Consider the following 19,388-nt stretch of genomic DNA (forward strand, 5'->3'; position numbering starts at 1 on the left):
CCCAAAAACTGCCACTTGACCCGAGATCGTGAGCCCCATAGTTTGATACTTCCTGAATTATTGGAGAAAGCTGCGGACTGAAAGGTCAGTAATGAAGGCACCCGAGGTTGATACCGACAACGCGTTCGACAGCGCCGAACAGGTGAGCGATGCTCTGCGCACTGTCGGATACCTCGCCGATCCTCGGATTGCACAAGCCGTTCATCTCGGCTACCGGCTGCAAAAACCGGTTCTCGTCGAAGGACCAGCCGGAACCGGCAAAACAGAACTAGCCAAATCTATTGCCCTGGCAACTAATTCACGACTGATTCGACTCCAGTGCTATGAAGGTCTTGACGAGTCCAAGGCTCTCTACGAGTGGGACTATCGCAAACAGCTACTGCACCTCCAATCCCACGGTCAGCAGGAATCGGAGTCGATCCCCATCGAATCCGAGCGAAACCTGTTCGACGAACGATTCCTACTGACGCGACCACTACTCGAAGCCATCAGAAGCACCGATTCAGTCGTCTTGCTTATCGACGAGGTCGATCGCATCGACGTTCAGACAGAGGCACTTCTACTCGAGCTGCTATCCGATTACCAGGTATCGATACCCGAACTGGGCACGGTCACTGCAACACGGATCCCCGCGGTCTTTCTGACGTCCAACAACAGTCGCGATCTGTCCGACGCCCTCAAACGACGCTGTCTGTACTTGAACATCGACTACCCGAGTGCTGAGCGAGAAAGAGATATCATCGCCGCTCGGGTACCGGGGATCTCGCTAGAGCTCGCTGACGCCGTCTCCGAGGTGGTCCGTTCATTGCGCTCAATGAATCTCTCGAAGAAACCATCAATTTCCGAGACGCTCGACTGGGCCCGCACTTTGACGATACTCAACGTCGACCAGGTCAACGCGGATATCCTCGTCGACACTCTGCCTGTGCTACTGAAGAATCAGGCCGACATCGTGCTGGCGGCGAAAGAACTCGCCGAGACACCTCGATGAACCGCCCGCACAGCTCACTCTGCAAGAAAACGCACCACCGTTTCGATGGCGTGAAAATTCGTCGGTGTAGCGAAATGATCAGTTCTAGGCAGCGTCACCAATGTTGCGGCCGGCAGAGCACCAACCAGACCTGCAGCAGTCCCCGCAAAGTCATTCTCGCCCAGTACAACAAGCGCCGGCAATCTAATCTCGGCCAACTCTTCGACACTCAGTGGCGGACGTTCCGCGCGCAGAAAGCGCGCCACGGCGAAGCGGTCATTGCCCACGCCCACAGCAAGTCGGCGAATAGTCCGGGCGGTCCCCGACGAGGGCTCCTCGTCTGCCTCGAGGCCATCTACGATGTCCCCGAGTTGCGCGCCGTTGTCGCCTTCAGTCGGACCGCCGACGCCCAGAACAGCGATTCTCCGGAACGCGGCAGGACACCGCGCAGCAGCTCTGAGCAGTGCATGTCCGCCGGCCGAGAAGCCCACCGCGTCAACCTGTTTGCCACCGGATGGACAGCCTCGCAGTACAGCATCCGCCGGATCTTCCGACGGCGAAACAGAGTCAACTCCGTGCCCGGGCAGCGTGACACCAATGACGTCGCGGCCCTCCCCTTCCAAGATGTCGACCCAGCCAGTGGCCCGCCAGTTGTGATCGAAGGACGATCCGACACCGTGGACCATCAAAACCGGTTCATGAGGCATAGAATCAGCGTAGCCGAAACCTATGCGGTAGTGAGCATCTCATGATTACGGCAGTCGAAGGACTGGTCTGGGAGTTGCGCAACATTGGCCTACCCGTTTCTGTGTCCGAACACATCGACGCGGTGCGCGTACTACGGCACATCGATTTAGCGAACCGGACAGCTGTAAAGTTCGCGCTCGCAAGCGTTCTCGTCAAGAACAACGCGCACGAGTCCGCGTTTTCGGCGGTCTTCGATATTTACTTCGGCGTGCGCCACGCGGGAGTCTCCAACGAATCTGCCACTAAAAGTACACCGCTCGAGGACGTCGAGGAAGCGGAACTCCGACAACTTCTACTCGGCGCACTCGAGCGTGAGGCACAGCCGACACTGCTCCTACGGTTGATTGCTGCAGAGATGATCAGTCGGCATGCGGGCATCCAACCCGGACGTGCAGTTGCCGGTACATACTACGTGTTCCGAACCCTTCGGGCGGTCGACCCGAATCGCCTGCTGGCCGAGTTGATCGCGCGCGACTGCGCAAACATCGATGATCGGTTGCTGAATCGGCTACGCCGCGACACATTCCAACAAAGAGTGACAACCTTCGAGCAGGAAATCGAGGCGGAGATTCGCAACTTCCTCGTTGCCGACCGAGGTGCCGACGCCATCGCCAAGACTCTGCGTCGGCCACTGCCTGAGGACGTCGAGTTCCTCACCGCATCGAGCAAGCTCATCGAAGAGCTACAACCGGTGATCACTCCGATGAGTAGAAAACTCACCGATCGGCTAGCGCGCCACGGTCGCCGCAGCGGCGCGCTGGACATCCGGCGAACCGTCCGGCGGTCGATGTCGGTTGGCGGGACACCGATCGAACCCGTATTTCGCTGCCCCCGACTCGCCAAGCCCGAGTTGTACGTGCTCGCTGATATTTCCGGCTCAGTCGCTACGTTCGCGGCCTTCGCACTTCAACTGACCTACGCCCTCCGCTCCGAGTTCAGTCGGGTGCGAAGCTTCGTCTTCACGGACGGACTCGATGAAGTAACCTCGATCCTCGCGGAGTCGGACACGATCTCGAGTGCGACCCAGCGAATAAACGAAGAAGGACTGGGCGTTTGGCTCAACGGTCACAGTGACTACGGCAACGCACTCGACACGTTCTGGCAACGGTTCGGGGATCAGATCAATTCGCGCTCTATCGTGCTGATACTGGGCGACGCGCGGACTAACTATCACGCTGCCCGTACGGGCATCGTCGGTGACATACGTCGCCGGGCGGCCGATGTATTCTGGCTCAACCCGGAATCAAAGACCATGTGGGATACCGGTGATTCAATCATCGGCCAATACCGTGAGCATTGCAGCGGAGTCTTCGAGTGCCGAAACATCAAACAACTGGGCGCCTTTGTCGACCAGCTCGCTTGAACTTCTTACTACACAACAATTCCGGCAATTTACAGATCGGCGCCCGACGACAACACAGGGCGCCATTACAAAGGAGTTCAACATGATCATTCGTATCTCAGACCTAGAGGTCACAGTTCACGAGAGCGACGACCTCAACCGCATGCACGTAGAATCCGACTCCGACCGCACCGCTGTCGACACCGCACTACGCAACTCAGGGCTTGGTCGCATGGGCGAAGAGAACAACGTGGTTCTCGATGCCGAAGCACTACGATCACGCTGCACCGACTCGACGCCGGATTGGGAACGACGTTGGGCTGCAATGATGGACTACGCAACCAAGAAGGGGTGGACTCGCGACGACRGACGAGGCATCGTCGCGCACATCGAGTCTCCGTAGCGTCCCAGCCCTATCCGAAACGACTTGCCATGTCCTCTTCCTCCCCATGTGAGGGGGGAAGAGAACATGGCAAGGGTAAGACCGAATCAGGCAGGTTCGAACGCCAGCAGCGTCCAATCATCGGTAGCGTGGACGTAGCGCACCCGGACCGAGGCGCCGATCTTGACTTCCTCTGGGTCGACACCGAGCAAGCCGCCCACCATGCGGAATCCTTCAGCCATCTCGACGTGAACGATCACATATGGCACATCGGCTTGAAACGCTTCGGTGGGCCCACGACGGATCACCGAGTACGTATAGATGGTGCCTTCGCCAACTACCGGCGCCCAGACCGCCGCGACGGACTGGCATGACGGGCATAGCTCTTTGGGCACGTAGCGGTAGGTACCGCACGCCTCACACCGTTGCACCGCAACCTTGTTCGACCTGAGTGACTGCCAGAAGGGTGTCTGCCAGGCCGGGATATCGTCGGGTAGGAACTTGTCATAAGTGTTCATCGCCGCTACGCCCTTCCTAAGATTGCGGAGAAATTGTTCTGCATTGCGCCGCCGACTCCGCTGAGATACGCCAGCTCGGCACTCTGCACTTGGCGCCCTCCCGCGTCGCCGCGGAGCTGTTCGACGAGCTCGATCAAGGTAAACAGACTGCAGGAGCCCGCATGGCTGAACGACAGGAAGCCACCCGCGGTGTTGGTAGGCAATGAGCCGTCCAAGCGCAGTGCTCCAGATTCCGCGAACGTGCCGCCCTCACCGACAGCGCAAAACCCTGCCGACTCCAGGCCGAACACAACGTTGATCGTGAAGTGATCGGCAATCCCGGCAACATCGATATCGGTACGCGCAACGCCCGCCATTTCGAATGCCGTGTCGGCAGCCAACTTCGCCGCGGGAAAGGTGGCCAAATCCGGACTGGCATTGGGATCGATGTGACTGTGACCTTCTCCGTAGCCCATCAACTGCACTGGACGATGCTTCAAGTCGCGAGCACGGTCCAGACTCGTCACCACGATCGCACCACCACCCTGGTTGATCGCACAGCAATCCAATAGGTGCAGCGGATCCGCGATCATCCGCGAGTTGAGGACATCATCGGCTGTCAGATCACCTCGCGACCCGTACACGGAAAGCGGATGCAAGACGGCGCCTTGGCGCTGTGCGACGGCGATCTCTGCGAGTTGCTCAGGCGTCGTGCCGAATTCATGCATATGTCGCATCGCCAACACCGAATAATCGGACACGCGCGTCGTTCCGTAAACGTACTCGTATGGGCCGCTGAGCTTCGCCATGGTCTTGACTGCTTCGTCACGGTTCACACTTGTCAAGCCGGGAGCCTTCCCGGCCGCGGCCGTCGCGATCACCACTACATCCGCCAAACCAGCTGACACGGCGTAAACAGCCAGGTGCACGTTGGCGGCAGCGGATGCCGCGCCAATTGCTGCGGTTGCATGAAATCGCAACGGTTTTCCGAGCGTGTCGTATCCGAGCGTAGCGCCGGGAAGTGCGGCACGGATGCCGGTACCCTGTGGGGCCTCCCCCACCAAACCATCAATATCGCCTACCTCGAGGCCTGCGTCCGCGCAGGCTCCCGCTACCGCTTCCCACCACACTTCCGACTGGACTCGGTCGGACAAGTCACCTTGTTCTGTGAGGTGAATGCCAGCTATCACCGCTGGCCGATTCCGCTGAATCACTTGTTGTTTCCTCTCATGACAAATCAAAGGTCGGCCGCGTGCCTACTCGCCAGGTGCCAGTGCTAGGTCTGCTGAAGTAGTGGGCACGCGACCGCGAGTTTTGTATCCGTGAGCAGATGGAACCCGGTTTCCAGAAGCGATTATTGCGGCCGCTGCAACAGGCATAGGCCGTCGACGGCGACTGGGCCGTCGGCCGTGATGATCAGTGGATTGATATCGAGCGATTCGATCGATTCGCGACCTCGTGCGGCTAGATCGCCTGCAGCGCAGAGAATTTCTGCCAGACGATCGCGGTCCCAGGCCGGCGCACCTCGGAATCCGTCCATAATTCCGGTGTCGTCAACTTCACCGACAAGCTCGTGAGCAACCCTGCGATCGAAGGGCGCCAGGCGCCCCCCGACCTTCTTCATTATCTCCACGAACACTCCACCGAGACCGAATACGGTCAATGGTCCAAGCTCCGACGCCCCTTGCAGGCCGATGAAGATCTCGCCGTGACCGGAGACCATTTCCTGCACCGCAACGGTTGTCGGCAGATCGTCGCGGCGCGCGATCTCCCGCAATTCGGTTGTCACAGCCTGCAGATCCTTCTCTGCCACGTTCACCCGCACCGCATTGTGTTCTGTGCGGTGCGCAACATCAGCCAACTTCACGACGTAGGGGCCGGCAAAGGGAACAGGTTCGACGGCTCCGTCGAAAACGGCCCAGCGCGCAACCGGGATGCCGGCGTCGGTAAGCAGTCGCATGGTGGCACCGAAGGACAACATGCGCCCTTCCGCGACCTCCAGTACTTCTTCATCTCGTATCTGCAGTACAGGAACATCAGTGGCCGATACCGCACGTGGCCCCTGGTTGCGGGACCTGACAAAATTGCCCATGGTCTGCAACCCGCGCAGGCATCCCAACAGCCCGTTTCCGACCGCGACACCGTCTCTCCGCAGGTCCCCCAACCACTGGCCCCCGATTCCCGCAAGAGGAGCGAGTAGGAACGGTTTGCCCGGCTGACGCTGCGCGCGCTCGGCGAATTCCTCGGCCCGCTGTCGACCATTCGTATCCCAATCCGCATGCTGGCTCGTATAGAGCAGCGCGTCGACATCCGGATCGGCGGCATATCGATCGACAATGGACTCCCACAACCCTGGAACTGAACCGACGAACCCGGTAGCGTCCAGCGGATTCGCCAACGGCTTTCCGGGAATGTTCTCGTCGATGAAGGGCTGAAGTTGCTCGAGCGCCGGGATATCGACGCCTGTGTCTTCTGCCAAATCACTTGCGAGCTGGGCAAACCCGCCGGTGGCCGTAAGTACAGCCAGACCACGGACCTCAGTCCAACGCTGCGGGTTCAGTTGTTCGAGAAACTGGACTCGATCCACGAGCTCGTCGATCTCGTGAGCAAGCTCGATTCCAGCCTGGCGTAGGCCCACTTCGTAGACCCAGGCGTCACCGACAAGACTGCCGGTGTGCGACGCTGCCATCCGCTGCCCGCGCTCCGACCTACCCATCTTGATCGCAACGATCGGTTTGCCCGCTTCCTGTGCGCGAGCGGCTGCGGCGAAGAATGCATCTGGTCGGCGGATCTTTTCCAGAGCAAGCGCGATCACCGTGGTTTGCTCGTCGTCGACCAAGAAATCCAGGTAGTCAGCCAAATCCGTGACGGCCTCATTGCCCGCCGAGATGAGGAGATTCAGGCCGGCGCCGCCCGGGCGGCATGCCGACGCTGCGATCGCCTCGATCATGGCGCCGCTGTGTGTAACAGCGGAAAGTCCACCCGGCCGACGCCCGAAAGCTTCGAGCACGGTCAAGTCGACTTGGTCCGGCACGTTGATCATGCCAATTCCGTTGGGGCCCACCAGATGCATCCCCGCACCGTTCGCGATGGTCGTTATTTGCTGTTGAAGCTTGGCACCGGTCTTACCTGCCTCGGCGAACCCTCCGGCAACAAGCACCACTCCTCCAGCGCCGATAGTTGCGGCCTGCTCAACGATGCCTACCGAGTGAGCCGCCGCCACTGCGCTGAAGACTGCGTCAACAGGGCGCCCGAGGTCTGCAACCGAGGGGACGCACGGCTGCCCGAACAGTGTGTCGTGTTTTGGATGAACAAATAGGACTTCTGCCTCGCCCTGCATCGTCCGGTGCACGCTGTGGGCGAACGGCGAGGTCTCGGAGACCCCGACGAAGGCAACGGAGCGCGGCTTCAGGACCCTGTGAAGCGTCTTGTCCGCCGAGGTAGTGGCCGTAAGGTAATTATCGGTCTGCGTCACCGCTGTGCCTTTCTGATCTGCTGCAAATCGCCTAATTGCATTCTGTTGCATCTAATTTCACAAAACGTTTGGTTACACGCTTATCCCGAGCAGTCGTGTCTCCAGGTACTCGAGAAGTCCCTCTTGCGCACCTTCGCGACCGAGTCCGCTGTCGCCGACCCCGCCGAAGGGAGCTGCCGCCGAAGTGGGATTGATGTCGTTGACTCCGACCATGCCGAACTTCAGACGCTCTGCCGTCCGCATCGCCCGACTGATGTCACGGGAATAGATGTACGACGCGAGTCCGTAGCTGGTGTCGTTAGCCATAGCGATCACGTCGTCGTCATCGTCAAAGGCGATCACCGGAGCAATCGGTCCGAAGGTTTCCTCGCGGTAGATCAGCATGTCGGGTGTCACCCCGGACAGCACTGTCGGCGCGTAGAAATTGCCGGCGGCCAACTCGCCCTCTGTCAAACGGTGGCCGCCGAGTCGCACCTTCGCGCCGTGGTTCACCGCGTCCGACACGTGCCGTTCCATTCGCTCCACCGCAGCCTCGTTGATGAGGGGGCCGACCGAAACACCCTCTTGGAGACCGTGACCGACACTCATCCGGCCAAGCCGGGACGTCAGCACTTCGCAGAACTCGTCGACGATGGACGAATGCACGAAGTACCGGTTGGGAACGATGCAGGCTTGGCCGGTGTTGAGCATCTTGATTGCTGCTGCGCCCTTTGCTGCGTGCACCGGATCGGCATCGCTGAACACGATGAACGGTGCATGCCCGCCAAGCTCGAGCGAAATGCGCTTCAGCGAACGACCGGCGCCCTCAGCCAATTTCCGGCCGACCGCCGTCGAACCCGTGAATGTCACCTTCGCAACTTTCTCGTTGCTCGTGAACTCCTCGCCGACCATCCGAGGGTCGGATGTCGTCACAAGATTCATCACGCCCGGGGGAACACCGGCTTCTTCGAGGATCCGAAATACCTCCACCGCGCAGAGCGGCGTAGCCTCGGCCGGCTTGAGTACGACCGTGCATCCCGCTGCGAGAGCGGGCGCGACTTTGCGCGTGATCATGGAGATCGGATAGTTCCACGGGGTTACCGCGCCAACCACGCCTACGGGCTGGTGCTGCACCACGAAACGCTGATCGGGTCGCGCCGACGGGATCGTTCGACCGTAGATTCGCTTGGCTTCCTCGGCGAACCAGATGAGAAAGTCTGCGGCATACTGGACTTCGGTCCTCGCAGCACGAAGCGGTTTACCCTGTTCCGTCGTCATCAGCGTCGCCAATTCGTCCGCGCGCTCCAACATCAGCTTGTGCGCACGATAGAGAATGGCGGAGCGTTCGTAAGCTGTCCGCGCGCTCCACGAGTCCAGGGCATCATGAGCCGCGTCGATCGCTGAGCGAACCTCCTCGACACCCGCGTCGCCGACATTAGCGATCGACCGTCCACTAGAGGGATCGGTCACCGTGAAAGTTCGCTCCGTCCGAGCGGGACTCCAATTTCCGTTGATGAAGATCGACGTGACCACAGGTACTTCGGTCGCCATGGGAGTTATTGCGGATTCGACGGCATGTACTTCGGTCAAAGTGGACCCCTAGGAGAGTTGATGGATGGATTTTCGTGGTCGTGAAAGATCAACTCGCCCACTGCGGGCGCCAACTGCGGCTTCAATTCGGCTGGGCCGCAAAGTGAGCGTCAGCCACGGTGAACCGATGCAGTTGTGCATCCTCGCAGCGGCCGTTGGTAACGCGAAACTCTGAGCGTTACGGATTCGTCGAGGTGCAGAACCAGCGAAATTAATTTGATGATTTTATAATAATCGAAGACAGTGCGGTTCTGTCAAGGTGAGAAACGGGAATTCCCTGCCAATAGATTCATGATCGTCGAATTGATTTCGCCCAGACGGCGGCGCCGTACTGTGCACGCCACCCGATTCCTCCAGGTGGCGCCAGGCAGGTCAGATCGAATGTTCCGGCGCCCCAGAGCCTTCAGATGAGGGTCAGGTGAGTGTTGCGTTCTCGCTGGGGATTCCCATGGTGTCGAATCGTTCCATCCTGAGTTGACACCTCAACCCGTCTTCCATGGCGCTCAATCGGCGGAGTTCTGCCGCAATCGCGGCGCCCATCCGAACGCTGAAGAAATCCGGCTCGGTAGCCGCATCCGGATACTCCGGCACGATCACATCGACCAAACCGACCGCGCGAAGGTCGGTGGAGTCGATACGTTGGCGCACTGCCATTTCCGGTGCGTGGGAGATGTCGTGGAACAGAATCGCACTCGCCCCCTCCGGAGGTAGAGGAGACAACCATCCATGTTGTGCGGCAATGACGGCATCGGCCGGAAGAAGCGCCACAGCAGCACCGCCGGTACCTTGTCCGAGTAATACCGATACCGTCGGGACATCCAAGGCAATCAGGTCGGAGATACAGCGGGCGATTTCGCCGGCGAGTCCGCCCTCTTCGGCTGCCTTGCTCAGCGCCGCACCCGAAGTGTCGATCACGGACACCAAGGGTAGCTGGAGTTCCTTGGCGAGTTTCATACCCCGGCGTGCCTCACGTAAGGCAGCCGGACCCAACGGATTCGACACTGTTTGACCGCGGCGATCCTGGCCCAGAAGCACGCACGAAACGTCACCGAAGCGAACTAGGGCTAGCAACAGTGCCGGATCATTCTCGCCTTGGCCGGTGCCGTTGAGCGCCAATGACTCCGTTGCGGCATGCTCGAGTAGTTCTCGCACACCGGGACGCTTGGTCGATCGCGACGCAATCACCGACGCCCATGCGTCACCATCCTCATCCGAAACGGGCGCACCTATGTCGTCTCCGCCCGCAGGTTCAAGCCGAGGAGGGCTCGGCAACGAGATGATCGACAAGGCGCGGGCGATGAGCTGACTCAACTCTTGCGGTGGCACAACGGCATCGACCAGTCCATGCCGGAACAAGTTTTCGGCCACCTGCACATCCGCCGGAAAGGACTCACCGTAGAGGGATTCGTACACGCGGGGTCCGAGGAATCCGAGTAGCGCTCCAGGTTCGGCGAACGTGATATGCCCGAGCGATGCCCAAGAGGCGAAGACACCACCTGTAGTGGGGTGACGCAAGTACACCAGATAGGGCAGATGCGCGGCCTTATGTTGGTTGACAGCGGCGGTAATCCGAATCATCTGAAGGAAAGCACTTGTGCCCTCTTGCATTCGGGTGCCACCCGAGGCCGGCAGTGCGACTAGTGGAAGTCGCGCGGCGGTCGCGCGGCGGATTGCCGCGACGATCCGCTCCCCCGTCGCGACACCGATCGAGCCGCCCATGAATCCGAACTCACCGAATACGAGAGCGACGCACCTGCCATGCACGGTAGCCTGACCAGTCGTGACGGCCTCGTCCATTCCCGTTGTAGCACGGGCACGGCCCAATTCGGCTGAATACTCGTCATCGGCGACAGCGTCACGCGGAGATTCGTCCCAGCACCGCCACGATCCCTGATCGATGACCAGATCCCTCATCTCTGCGGCGCTCCGGCGCGTCATCGACCGACCTCGATTTGCCACTGCTTCGCACTGATCGTGGTGGGATCGCCAGCAGCAGAAGGGCATTGCCAGATGACGGGCAGGGTACTGGTCGTATGCGTCTCGCACATCGGTGTACTCCAATCGTTTGTGGTCCGGTTCGGTTAGTTGTTCACGTCGTTGAGCAACGTGTTCGAGCGAAGAGTTGTGCGCCTTCGGTCACGGCCTCAGTGGTTCACTCATTGCCCACTACGCGTTGGCATCCGAGGGATCCGACTCTCGAGGTTCGGCGAGTACGTTCCGCGCCGGCGCGTCCGCTGTTCGTTTGATGTTGCGCCTGGTCGACAGCACGATGATCACGATGGCCGATATCAGGGCACAACCGCCGAGTATGGACAGACTTGACGAAGGCTGGGCGGAGACGCCCCCGGAAGTGACCAAGATCGGTCCGACAATGAGACCTAGGTTGCCGCAGAAGTTGACGAATCCCGTGGCGCCGCCGGACAAACTTCGCGAGAAGTTGTCGATGACCCAAGCCCACCAGGGACCGAGCCCGGCATAAAGCCCAGCAACTGCGATGTAGAGAAGAAGTAACTCGACACCGAATGCCCCGTGGACGTATCCCCCCGCGAGCAGAGCTGCACCGCCTATCAGCAGTGGGACTGCAGCGTTCCATCCCCGACTCCACGGAGACTTGTCCGACAGAAGAGAATTGAGCAGCATCACAAGAACGGCAACTACGAAAGGCACGATGGAGACAAGGCTGACCGTTGCGACGCTGATTTCAAATGCCTGCGCGACCAAGCTCGGTAGCCACAAAGCCATGCCGTAGAAGGCGGACTGCCACAGGAGGAAGGTGCCGCCGAGTATCCACGCCATCGGACGCCGCAAAACTCCCCGAGCGAACGATCCTGGCGTCGATTCGGAGCGCCTACCCGCCAGAATGTAGTTGCGCTCCCCTTCGGTGAGTCGCCGATCGGTGTCGGGTGAGTCAGCTCCGAAAACCGCGAACAGTGCTGCCATCACGAATGCAGCCAGTCCCAGGCTGATGAACACCCAGTGCCAGGTCAGTGCCTGGGTCAGCCATCCACTGGACAGGCTCGCTATGACTGCGGCCAGCGGGATCGAGATCACGGTGAACGTGGCTGCCCGTCCGCGCTCCCATGTCGGATACCAGTTCGCAACGATCACGGCAAATGTCGACCACAAGGCTCCTGCCGCAAGGCCCATGGCGAAACGAATCGCTATGAGCGCACCGTAATTCGGGATAGTGGCGCAGAGAACGGCGCATAACCCCCAGATCGCCAGGGTCGCAAGCATTACGCGTTTCGGTCCGAATCTCGCTGCCAGGACGCCACCCGGGATTTGGGTGATGATGTATCCCCAGAAGAACGCGCTGAGCAGAACCCCGGTTGCTGTCGCGGCGAGCTGCAAGTCCGTAGAGATAAGCGGTGTAGCAATCGGAAAACTGGTCTGGTCCACGAACGTGATGAGGTAAATCACGAACAGCATCAAGCCAATTCGGTACCAGCGCGCACGCCCGACCCGGATCTGCGCCGGAGTTGCAGTAACAGCCATAGGAGGTGCCTCGTATTCAGGAGTAAGAAGGAGTAATTCGCAACTTTCGGCCGTACGCCGCAAAACTGTTCACAGAATCGCCCCGGACAGGGTGTTCTCCACACCGGTACGCAAATGTGCATGCCGATCGATCGGATACTCGACCACTTCGAACAGCACGTCTACATACTCGTGAATGTTGTAGTTGCGAAACAATTTTCGACAACCTTGCATCGTGATGATGCGGCGGGTTTTGCGGAGTGCGTCATCCCGTACAATCTCGGTTCCGTTGCTTCACAACGTAGTTAAAGTATTCCAACGGCCAACCAGTGCGATCATGGTTCAGAAAATCTCAGAATTCGTCATTCCCAGCTGCGACTCGCGTAGCATCCTGTGACGTGACACCGGCCCACGAAAGCCGATCCGGGCTGGCGGGCCCGTCGAGCAGGCTTATGGACGTGGCACCGAGACTATGCAGAATAGCCGCGAGCGCACCATCATCGGCCTCTGTCCAAGCGTGTGCAACCGGTAGCACAGCGCCGCGACCATGGGGGCGCCTGAGGTAGACGAGTAAACCTCCGTCCACCGCGATTCGCTCGGTAGCCTTGACAAGTTCACGCCCGCAGAAACATGAGTCCGACCCGAAGATGCCGCCCATCGTGCACTCCACATGCACTGACACAACAGGGCGCACAGGTGTACCCGGACCGCGCACCACAATGTGCTCGGCGCCGGTGATCTCATCGACGAAGCCCACGACGTCGAGGGCGCTGCGGATGGCATGCCATGGCGTTCCGACAGCGCGGGTGACCCGGCCTCGGGCACCGTCACCGACAAACAGGCGGTGCGTCACGAGATCAGCGATATCGACGATCGGGTGGTCGTGACTGTCGCCGAGATCCGTTATGTCTGCCTCACGAACAATTTCTCCGTCGTCTCGTACAAGTTGCCCAGCAAGGGCGACCGGTGGCAGGCCTGCCAAGCGACAAAGGTCCACCGCAGCTTCGATGCGCCCCGGACTGACAACAACACCCCCGTCGGAAGCGACGACAGGCATGAGGTGCCCAGGGCGCGTGAGGTCGGCGGGCGTGGAACCTGGATCAGCCAGCACCCGCGCGGTCCGAGCCCTGTCGATTGCGCTTATGCCCGTCGTTATCCCAACGGCAGCATCGACAGACACGGTGTGCGTCCTCGTTCGTGGGCTGTCTCCATTGCGCACCATCAGCGGCAGGTCGAGATCCTCAGCCAGATCCGATGGAAGCGGGGCATATAGAAAGCCCGACGACCACCGGACCGCCCAGGCTGTCCAGGCTGTGTCCGCAAGCGCAGCGGACATCACCATGTCGTAACCGCCGCCGGAACCGGGTTCTGCACCCACAAGTACCGGTCGGCCGGCCTGCAATGCCGACACTGCGGATTGAATCGCGGATCGGCCTTGCCACCAATCGCCCCGAGGTAGTGCTTGTGTCAGGGACATCAGGTTGCCTCGGACGCCAGCGTCCGGAAACCACTGCCATGGAAGACCAGCGGTGCAACGTCCGGATGGTCTTGCATAGCTTCAACCCGAAGCAGAACCACATCGTGGTCCCCGGCCCGTACGATCTCATGGATGGTGCACTCGAGCCACGCAACGGCCCCATGCAGCAGCACCGCACCACCATCGGTCACCGTATAGGACGTATCCGCGAACCGGTCGTTCGCCGACTTCGACGCGAGTCGACGGCACATGACGCCTTGGTCGCTTCCGAGCACCGACAGACCGAGTCGTGGGCGGTCGACAAGTAGCGGCCAGGTCGTCGACGTGTCCTGCACGCACACCGACACCAGAGGCGGGTCTACCGAAACCGAAACGAATGAGCTCGCTGCGAAACCCACTGGGGAACCATCACGCAAGGCACATACCGCTGTCACCCCGCTCGGGAAGGTGCCATAGATGGCGCGTAGTGCCATCGGTTCGGAAGGGTTCGGGATAATCAAGGGAAAACCTCCAGCATTTCAGGGATCTCGCCGGCCACGTAGCTGCCTGCGAGCTGGACGCGCCACTGGGGCCACAGCCGCTCACCCGCTCGACGTCCGATTGGTAGTCGAGCGGATGAGCATTGGACACCGCGGAGCCGGACCGGCAGGGAACCTTGAAGCCGGACCAGCGGGGATCTTGGAGCCGGACCGCATCATGTCCAAGCCTGCAGGCCTGACCACCGTGACCTACATTCGTAGGGGTCCCAGCGGCATCACACTAACATCGTGATGATAACTCTCACAACGGTTTCCGCCCGGTTGCGAAACACCGCAATCGCAACTCCGGCTGACTCGAGTTCGCACCGACTCGTCGAGAAAGTCCCCGCCGGTGCGAATGGCACCGCGGACGAAGGACTTCGTCTCCGCCTTCGGCCGGAATTGGCATCTTGTCGTTCTCTCGGACCGATACCCCCTCTATCGGGAGGCGCGCTCCGCGGCGTCCTCTGCGATTGCTTTGTCCTGCGCGGCACGGAATTCCGCACCGAATGCTTGGCGACCCGAGTACAGGCGATCCCACGACGATACGAGCGGTGCCGAAGTGCCCTGAAATTCGGGAATGACGTACTGGGCGAACAGTTCCAACGACTTCTTTGTTGCCGCCTGATTAGCCCAGTCGCTCCCGGCAAGCAGCAGTGTCCCGAAGCCGCCTGACTGCTTCTCGAGGCGACTGACAAGTTCAATGGCTTGTTCGGGTGTACCCACCACTCCCATGCCACTCATGTTCAGACCATCGACCATTTCCTCGTGGGTTGTCGAAGCGAGTACCTGTTCGATGTCCACGGCTTCACCCGCGAACGGGCCGGTAGCACCGAACTTCGACATCGGCACCAGGCCGTGGCGCACATCCTCGTATGCTTGCTCTTTCGTTTCCGCGAGGTGAATCGGGGCCATCACCCGCCAGTTGTCGCGACTCACCGACTGCCCCGATTCTTTCGCTCGTTCCTCCATCAGACGCCAGGTCTCACCGACAAAGGAAAAGCCGCCGTTCGGATCGGTCGCAGCGATCGACAGAAGGCCGAATCCGTAACGGCCAGCGAGCTTCACACCCGACGGTGAGCGGACCGAAGCAACTGCGATCTCGAGATCGCGGCCCTTGTACGGCAGGACCTGCAGACGTGCGCCCTGGAGGGTGAACCAATCGGTCTTCATGTCGACGGTCTCACCTCTGAGCAACCGGGTGATCGCGTCCAAGCCTTCTTCCATCATGCGGCGCTGGTTATTCGGTTCAATGCCCATCATGTGCGCATCGGTCACGAGCGCTCCTGGCCCCGCACCAAAGGTGAAACGACCACGAGTAAGGTTGTCCAACAATGTGATACGACCAGCAGCCACCAAGGGCTGGTGGTACGGGACCGAGGTGACACCGGTGCCGAACCGAATGTCGCGTGTGCGCTGCGCTGCCGCCGCAATGAAAAGGTCCGGAGCTGAAACAATCTCGAACCCACCGGAGTGATGTTCACCGATCCACACTTCGTCGTATCCGAGGCGGTCCATGTGCTCGATGATGTCGAGGTCGTGCGCGAGCGATACCGATGGGCTCTTCCCCGGAATATGATACGGAGACATGAAGATACCGAACTTCATTGGAGTTTTCCTATCCTTGAATTGAATGATCACGGGTTCTGAGGATGGAGGCATGGGAGCCTCGAACCTAGGCAGTGGCGGCGATGTCAGTGCATCGAACGTCCACCATTGACATGAAGGATTTGCCCTGTGATGTACCGTGCGCGATCCGAACCGAGGAAGACTATCGCCTCTGCTATCTCCTCGGGACGTCCGAGACGGCCCATCGGCACCAAGGCCATCATCTGCGGATCCGAGTCGGCATCGACCTGGCCGTCCGCGAGCGTTCCACCTGGGCCGATACAGTTCACTCGCACCGAAGGGCCGAGTTCAGCCGCGATCACGCGGGAGAACGAAATGACCCCACCTTTACTCGCCGAGTACGCAGAGAGTCCGGGATACGGGATGCGTGCCGCGCCTGAAATAACGTTGACAATCGCCGCACCCTCTTGCTCGCTCAGCACCGGCGCCCAGGCACGGCACATGAAGAAGGTGCCATCGAGGTTCACGGCCAGAGTGCGCCGCCAAACATCATCCGAAGTCTCCGTCATCAACGAGTTCGGGTAAATACCAGCGACATTGGCCAGTACATCGACCTTGCCGACGGACTCGATAACTCGTTCCTTCATGCTCTCGACGCTTGCCGACAACGAAACGTCGACATCGACAGCGAAGTGAGAGACTCCCTGCGAATCAAGGGTTTCGAGAGCTCTCTTGGCTGCGTCGCCGTTCAGATCGGCGACGACAACTTGCGCTCCGCGCGATGCAAAGAGTTGCGCAGTCGCCAGGCCGATGCCCTGGGCGCCACCGGTCACGATGACCGTTTTTCCCGCAAGTTCTAGGTTCATATGCCCTCCGAGGTAACTGTTGTGCTGGCAGGGGTTAGCAGTGGGCCGCACAGAACGCGCGGCCGAAGACGGTTACGACACGCTGGCCCTGCTCCCGAGTTCTCCGAATGACCAGATGCCAAGTCGGAATTCTCGAAGTGCGTACCGTCACGGTCGAATTCGATGGCTGTGCGACGAGAACAATGCAGGGAAGCCGGGTCTGTCGCGAGCGCAACTGGCAGACTCGGTGGCTTTCTTACCATTGGCGCCACCCCACATCCTCGAAGCTTCGATAAGCCTCTAATGATTTTCATCACAAGTCAAGGTTTTAGTTTGATGAAAATCTGAAAAGTGTTCCGAATGCTTACTTTCACCCCACTTTGCCCACCCCATCGTGCTACAGTTTTGCATCAATCAAACTATCGAGAGGCATGGTGCAATGAACGATCTGCTGGTGGACAGACTCGAGAACGTAACAGTCTTCACGCTGAACCGCCCAGAGGCGATGAACGCCTTGAACGGCGCGATCATGTCGGAACTCGAGGAGGGTCTACGGGAGTTCAACGCTGACGACAACCAACGGGTGGCCATCATTACCGGCGCCGGCGCAAGAGCATTCAGCGCTGGCGGAGACCTCAAGGCCATGGCTTCAGGACCGGCGAAGAACGCTGTTCCGCTCTCTCCCCAACCGGACATCGCGGGTGTCGCCGCAAGCGAGAAGCCAGTGATTGCCGCGATCAATGGATTGGCCGTTGCGGGCGGCCTCGAATTGGCGATTTGCGCGGACATCAGAATCGCCGCTGATACGGCATGGTTCGGCGTATTCGAAGTCAAGCGAGGATTTCTCGCGGGTGTGGCTGCTAACGTTCTGCCGCGTCTGATGCCCTTCGGAGCTGCGATGGACCTGATGTTGACGGGCGAGCGTCTTTCCGCCGAGGACGCACTTCGTCTTGGACTGGTACAGAAGGTTGTTCCTGCCGAGAAACTCCTCGACACAGCAATCGAGAAAGCTGCGGCCATCGCATCACACTCGCAGGTCGCAGTGCGGGGCACCAAGCAGGTACTACGCTACTGGCGCGACGTGCAACTTGCCGAGCAGCAGAAGTACTACGAGTCGGTCATGCAGCGCGTACTGCTCGCCGGCGACTTCGTCGAAGGCGCTCACGCTTTTGCAGAGAAACGCGAGCCTGCTTTCGCCAACGGCTGGCCCGATCCGTTCAGCAACCGGTGAAGATGCAGTAACGGCTGAACTCGAACCCGGCGGCGCCTTGCGCGATAGTTACCAGGGATGTGTGAACGCCAATTCGTTTTCTATGACGACCAGCGTTCTGCGCCGCCGGAAGTGCAGGATACTGGCCGCAGCCATAGTCGCCGCTCGGGCCTAGTGGCTGCTACATGGCTGCTGCTACATCGGCGCGGGTCTCTCTCCTGCAAGCGAATTCGACCGTCATTGCTAGTGCGGTAGGTGCTTTACCGCAAACTCATTGCAGCGAAGCCTCCGACTTGGGCGCGAACAAGATCGGTGCAGCAAGTGCGCGTGCCGTCGTAAGCCATTCCGGCAACATCGCAGCCAATGTGGCACTCAGGTCGTCGTCTCGATCGGCCTCCTGCAGCGATTCCAGCAAAATAGCAAGGATTCCCCCGACCAAGAACGACGCCGCCTTCCCCGCGTCCAGGCTGCCGGGCTTGCCAGGCGACTGATGGATAGCCGCGGTCAGTTGGTCTACCAACGTTGTCTTCAGTTCGGCAAGCGCCGGCAACTGTGTATCGGAGACTAGAACTGCAGAACACAGGCGGCGATGCTGCCCGAGATGGGCAAACAAATCTTCGAAAGTAACCGAGGCAGATGCTCCGTCCTGACGATCTACGTTGCGAACCTCTCCCGGCTCGAATTCGTCCAAGATCGACCGGAGCGCTGCGACTCCCACTTCTTCGATCCCCGTGAAGTGAGCGTAGAACGAACTCCGACTCACTCCGGCCTCACGAACGAGTTCGGCGACGGTTGGCATCTTGTCTGCTTCCAGCAACTGTTCGAAAGCCTCCAATAGTTGTCGACGAGTCCGCATCGAGCGCGGATCCATCGGATCTCCCTCCCGCATGAAAACTGCAGGTGGAATGCCAGTCAAGCCCATGAGGTCACCTCCATTTTTCATAAACACTAACAGCTGACATCGGACAGGTGTCCGTTAGTGTTTTCGCGGAACCACCGCAGAACGAAGGCGATGAGATGCCAACGACGGCCACTCATGCGTTTGTCTCCGAGCGCACCAGCGTCAGGCTAACTTCGTGTTCTGCCACCCTCGGATACACGTTGGATGCGAAAGACCTTTCAAATTACCGCTTTTCGGCGCGGATGGCTCGAAGCGAACGCAGCGGTCACACTCCTAGCCAGGGAGATTCCGAAAGCCGTTGATCGGCATAAGATTTCACCCAATCCCCGTGCGGCACGCCCAGAACTGACGGCCTGCATTTTTCGAGGTTGGGTGACTACAGGTGCTTGACAGACCCCGAGAATACTTAGAT

Annotated in this window: 16 protein-coding genes; 4 read left to right on the top strand and 12 right to left on the bottom strand. The window is 59.8% G+C overall.

Translation table 11 applies throughout. From position 1 onward, the window contains the following. Positions 1-91: 91 nt before the first annotated feature. Entirely contained in the window at positions 92-991 is a 900-nt protein-coding gene (locus AC1DWA_RS12820) for an AAA family ATPase (RefSeq protein WP_477846387.1), read from the top strand. Between the two features lie 14 nt (positions 992-1,005). On the opposite strand, the gene AC1DWA_RS12825 is transcribed toward AC1DWA_RS12820, so the two are convergent. Next, complete coding sequence (locus AC1DWA_RS12825; protein ID WP_477846388.1) at positions 1,006-1,677, bottom strand: alpha/beta fold hydrolase; 672 nt, start codon at positions 1,675-1,677, stop codon at positions 1,006-1,008. Positions 1,678-1,718: 41 nt separating this feature from the next. Between AC1DWA_RS12825 and AC1DWA_RS12830 the strand changes: the two genes are divergently transcribed. Both AC1DWA_RS12830 and AC1DWA_RS12835 read left to right on the top strand, forming a co-directional pair. Then, on the top strand, positions 1,719-3,080 hold the full coding sequence (locus AC1DWA_RS12830) for a VWA domain-containing protein (RefSeq protein WP_477846389.1): 1,362 nt from the start codon (positions 1,719-1,721) through the stop codon (positions 3,078-3,080). Between the two features lie 82 nt (positions 3,081-3,162). Then, positions 3,163-3,462: a hypothetical protein gene (locus AC1DWA_RS12835; RefSeq protein ID WP_477916693.1), complete on the top strand. Its 300-nt coding sequence runs from the start codon at positions 3,163-3,165 to the stop codon at positions 3,460-3,462. 86 nt (positions 3,463-3,548) lie between these two features. On the opposite strand, the gene AC1DWA_RS12840 is transcribed toward AC1DWA_RS12835, so the two are convergent. The 10 genes from AC1DWA_RS12840 to AC1DWA_RS12885 form a co-directional block, all read right to left on the bottom strand. Further along, positions 3,549-3,959: a Zn-ribbon domain-containing OB-fold protein gene (locus AC1DWA_RS12840; RefSeq protein ID WP_477846390.1), complete on the bottom strand. Its 411-nt coding sequence runs from the start codon at positions 3,957-3,959 to the stop codon at positions 3,549-3,551. 5 nt (positions 3,960-3,964) lie between these two features. Continuing rightward, positions 3,965-5,092, bottom strand: a complete 1,128-nt coding sequence (locus AC1DWA_RS12845) for a thiolase C-terminal domain-containing protein (RefSeq protein WP_477846391.1) — start codon at positions 5,090-5,092, stop codon at positions 3,965-3,967. Between the two features lie 200 nt (positions 5,093-5,292). Beyond that, positions 5,293-7,413, bottom strand: coding sequence for an acetate--CoA ligase family protein (locus AC1DWA_RS12850; protein ID WP_477846392.1), 2,121 nt, complete (start codon positions 7,411-7,413; stop codon positions 5,293-5,295). 72 nt (positions 7,414-7,485) lie between these two features. After that, the gene (locus AC1DWA_RS12855) at positions 7,486-8,982 is read right to left on the bottom strand and encodes an NAD-dependent succinate-semialdehyde dehydrogenase (protein WP_245005845.1); all 1,497 of its coding nucleotides are present in this window, start codon (positions 8,980-8,982) and stop codon (positions 7,486-7,488) included. 414 nt (positions 8,983-9,396) lie between these two features. Then, a complete protein-coding gene (locus AC1DWA_RS12860; RefSeq protein ID WP_095887217.1) occupies positions 9,397-10,920 on the bottom strand; it encodes a carboxyl transferase domain-containing protein in 1,524 nt (507 codons plus the stop codon). 228 nt (positions 10,921-11,148) lie between these two features. Beyond that, positions 11,149-12,477 (bottom strand): MFS transporter, encoded by a 1,329-nt coding sequence (locus tag AC1DWA_RS12865; RefSeq protein ID WP_095887218.1) that lies wholly within the window; start codon positions 12,475-12,477, stop codon positions 11,149-11,151. A gap of 331 nt (positions 12,478-12,808) precedes the next feature. Beyond that, positions 12,809-13,933 (bottom strand): 3,4-dihydroxy-2-butanone-4-phosphate synthase, encoded by a 1,125-nt coding sequence (locus tag AC1DWA_RS12870; protein ID WP_095887219.1) that lies wholly within the window; start codon positions 13,931-13,933, stop codon positions 12,809-12,811. Next, positions 13,933-14,406 (bottom strand): flavin reductase family protein, encoded by a 474-nt coding sequence (locus AC1DWA_RS12875; RefSeq protein ID WP_095887220.1) that lies wholly within the window; start codon positions 14,404-14,406, stop codon positions 13,933-13,935. The genes AC1DWA_RS12870 and AC1DWA_RS12875 overlap by 1 nt, the downstream gene beginning before the upstream one ends. A gap of 483 nt (positions 14,407-14,889) precedes the next feature. Further along, a complete protein-coding gene (locus AC1DWA_RS12880; RefSeq protein WP_095887221.1) occupies positions 14,890-16,059 on the bottom strand; it encodes an LLM class flavin-dependent oxidoreductase in 1,170 nt (389 codons plus the stop codon). An 86-nt stretch (positions 16,060-16,145) separates the two neighbouring features. Further along, positions 16,146-16,886 carry an SDR family NAD(P)-dependent oxidoreductase gene (locus AC1DWA_RS12885; RefSeq protein WP_095887222.1) on the bottom strand — a complete coding sequence of 247 codons (741 nt, stop codon included), beginning with the start codon at positions 16,884-16,886 and terminating at the stop codon, positions 16,146-16,148. 418 nt (positions 16,887-17,304) lie between these two features. Here AC1DWA_RS12885 and AC1DWA_RS12890 point away from each other — a divergent pair, with 418 nt between their 5' ends. After that, positions 17,305-18,096, top strand: coding sequence for an enoyl-CoA hydratase/isomerase family protein (locus tag AC1DWA_RS12890; protein ID WP_095887223.1), 792 nt, complete (start codon positions 17,305-17,307; stop codon positions 18,094-18,096). Between the two features lie 250 nt (positions 18,097-18,346). Here AC1DWA_RS12890 and AC1DWA_RS12895 read toward each other — a convergent pair whose 3' ends face one another. Then, positions 18,347-18,997 carry a TetR/AcrR family transcriptional regulator gene (locus AC1DWA_RS12895; protein WP_477846393.1) on the bottom strand — a complete coding sequence of 217 codons (651 nt, stop codon included), beginning with the start codon at positions 18,995-18,997 and terminating at the stop codon, positions 18,347-18,349. Between the last annotated feature and the right edge of the window lie 391 nt (positions 18,998-19,388).

The sequence above is a fragment of the Rhodococcus sp. P4_F3_2 genome, from assembly GCF_056401335.1.

Excerpts from the sequence above, each read along its gene's own strand:
- AC1DWA_RS12820 (WP_477846387.1), top strand. The coding sequence starts at position 92 with ATGAAGGCACCCGAGGTTGATACCGACAACGCGTTCGACAGCGCCGAA.
- AC1DWA_RS12825 (WP_477846388.1), bottom strand. The coding sequence starts at position 1,677 with ATGCCTCATGAACCGGTTTTGATGGTCCACGGTGTCGGATCGTCCTTC.
- AC1DWA_RS12830 (WP_477846389.1), top strand. The coding sequence starts at position 1,719 with ATGATTACGGCAGTCGAAGGACTGGTCTGGGAGTTGCGCAACATTGGC.
- AC1DWA_RS12840 (WP_477846390.1), bottom strand. The coding sequence starts at position 3,959 with ATGAACACTTATGACAAGTTCCTACCCGACGATATCCCGGCCTGGCAG.
- AC1DWA_RS12860 (WP_095887217.1), bottom strand. The coding sequence starts at position 10,920 with ATGACGCGCCGGAGCGCCGCAGAGATGAGGGATCTGGTCATCGATCAG.
- AC1DWA_RS12865 (WP_095887218.1), bottom strand. The coding sequence starts at position 12,477 with ATGGCTGTTACTGCAACTCCGGCGCAGATCCGGGTCGGGCGTGCGCGC.
- AC1DWA_RS12870 (WP_095887219.1), bottom strand. The coding sequence starts at position 13,933 with ATGTCCCTGACACAAGCACTACCTCGGGGCGATTGGTGGCAAGGCCGA.
- AC1DWA_RS12875 (WP_095887220.1), bottom strand. The coding sequence starts at position 14,406 with ATGGCACTACGCGCCATCTATGGCACCTTCCCGAGCGGGGTGACAGCG.
- AC1DWA_RS12880 (WP_095887221.1), bottom strand. The coding sequence starts at position 16,059 with ATGAAGTTCGGTATCTTCATGTCTCCGTATCATATTCCGGGGAAGAGC.
- AC1DWA_RS12885 (WP_095887222.1), bottom strand. The coding sequence starts at position 16,886 with ATGAACCTAGAACTTGCGGGAAAAACGGTCATCGTGACCGGTGGCGCC.
- AC1DWA_RS12890 (WP_095887223.1), top strand. The coding sequence starts at position 17,305 with ATGAACGATCTGCTGGTGGACAGACTCGAGAACGTAACAGTCTTCACG.
- AC1DWA_RS12895 (WP_477846393.1), bottom strand. The coding sequence starts at position 18,997 with ATGGGCTTGACTGGCATTCCACCTGCAGTTTTCATGCGGGAGGGAGAT.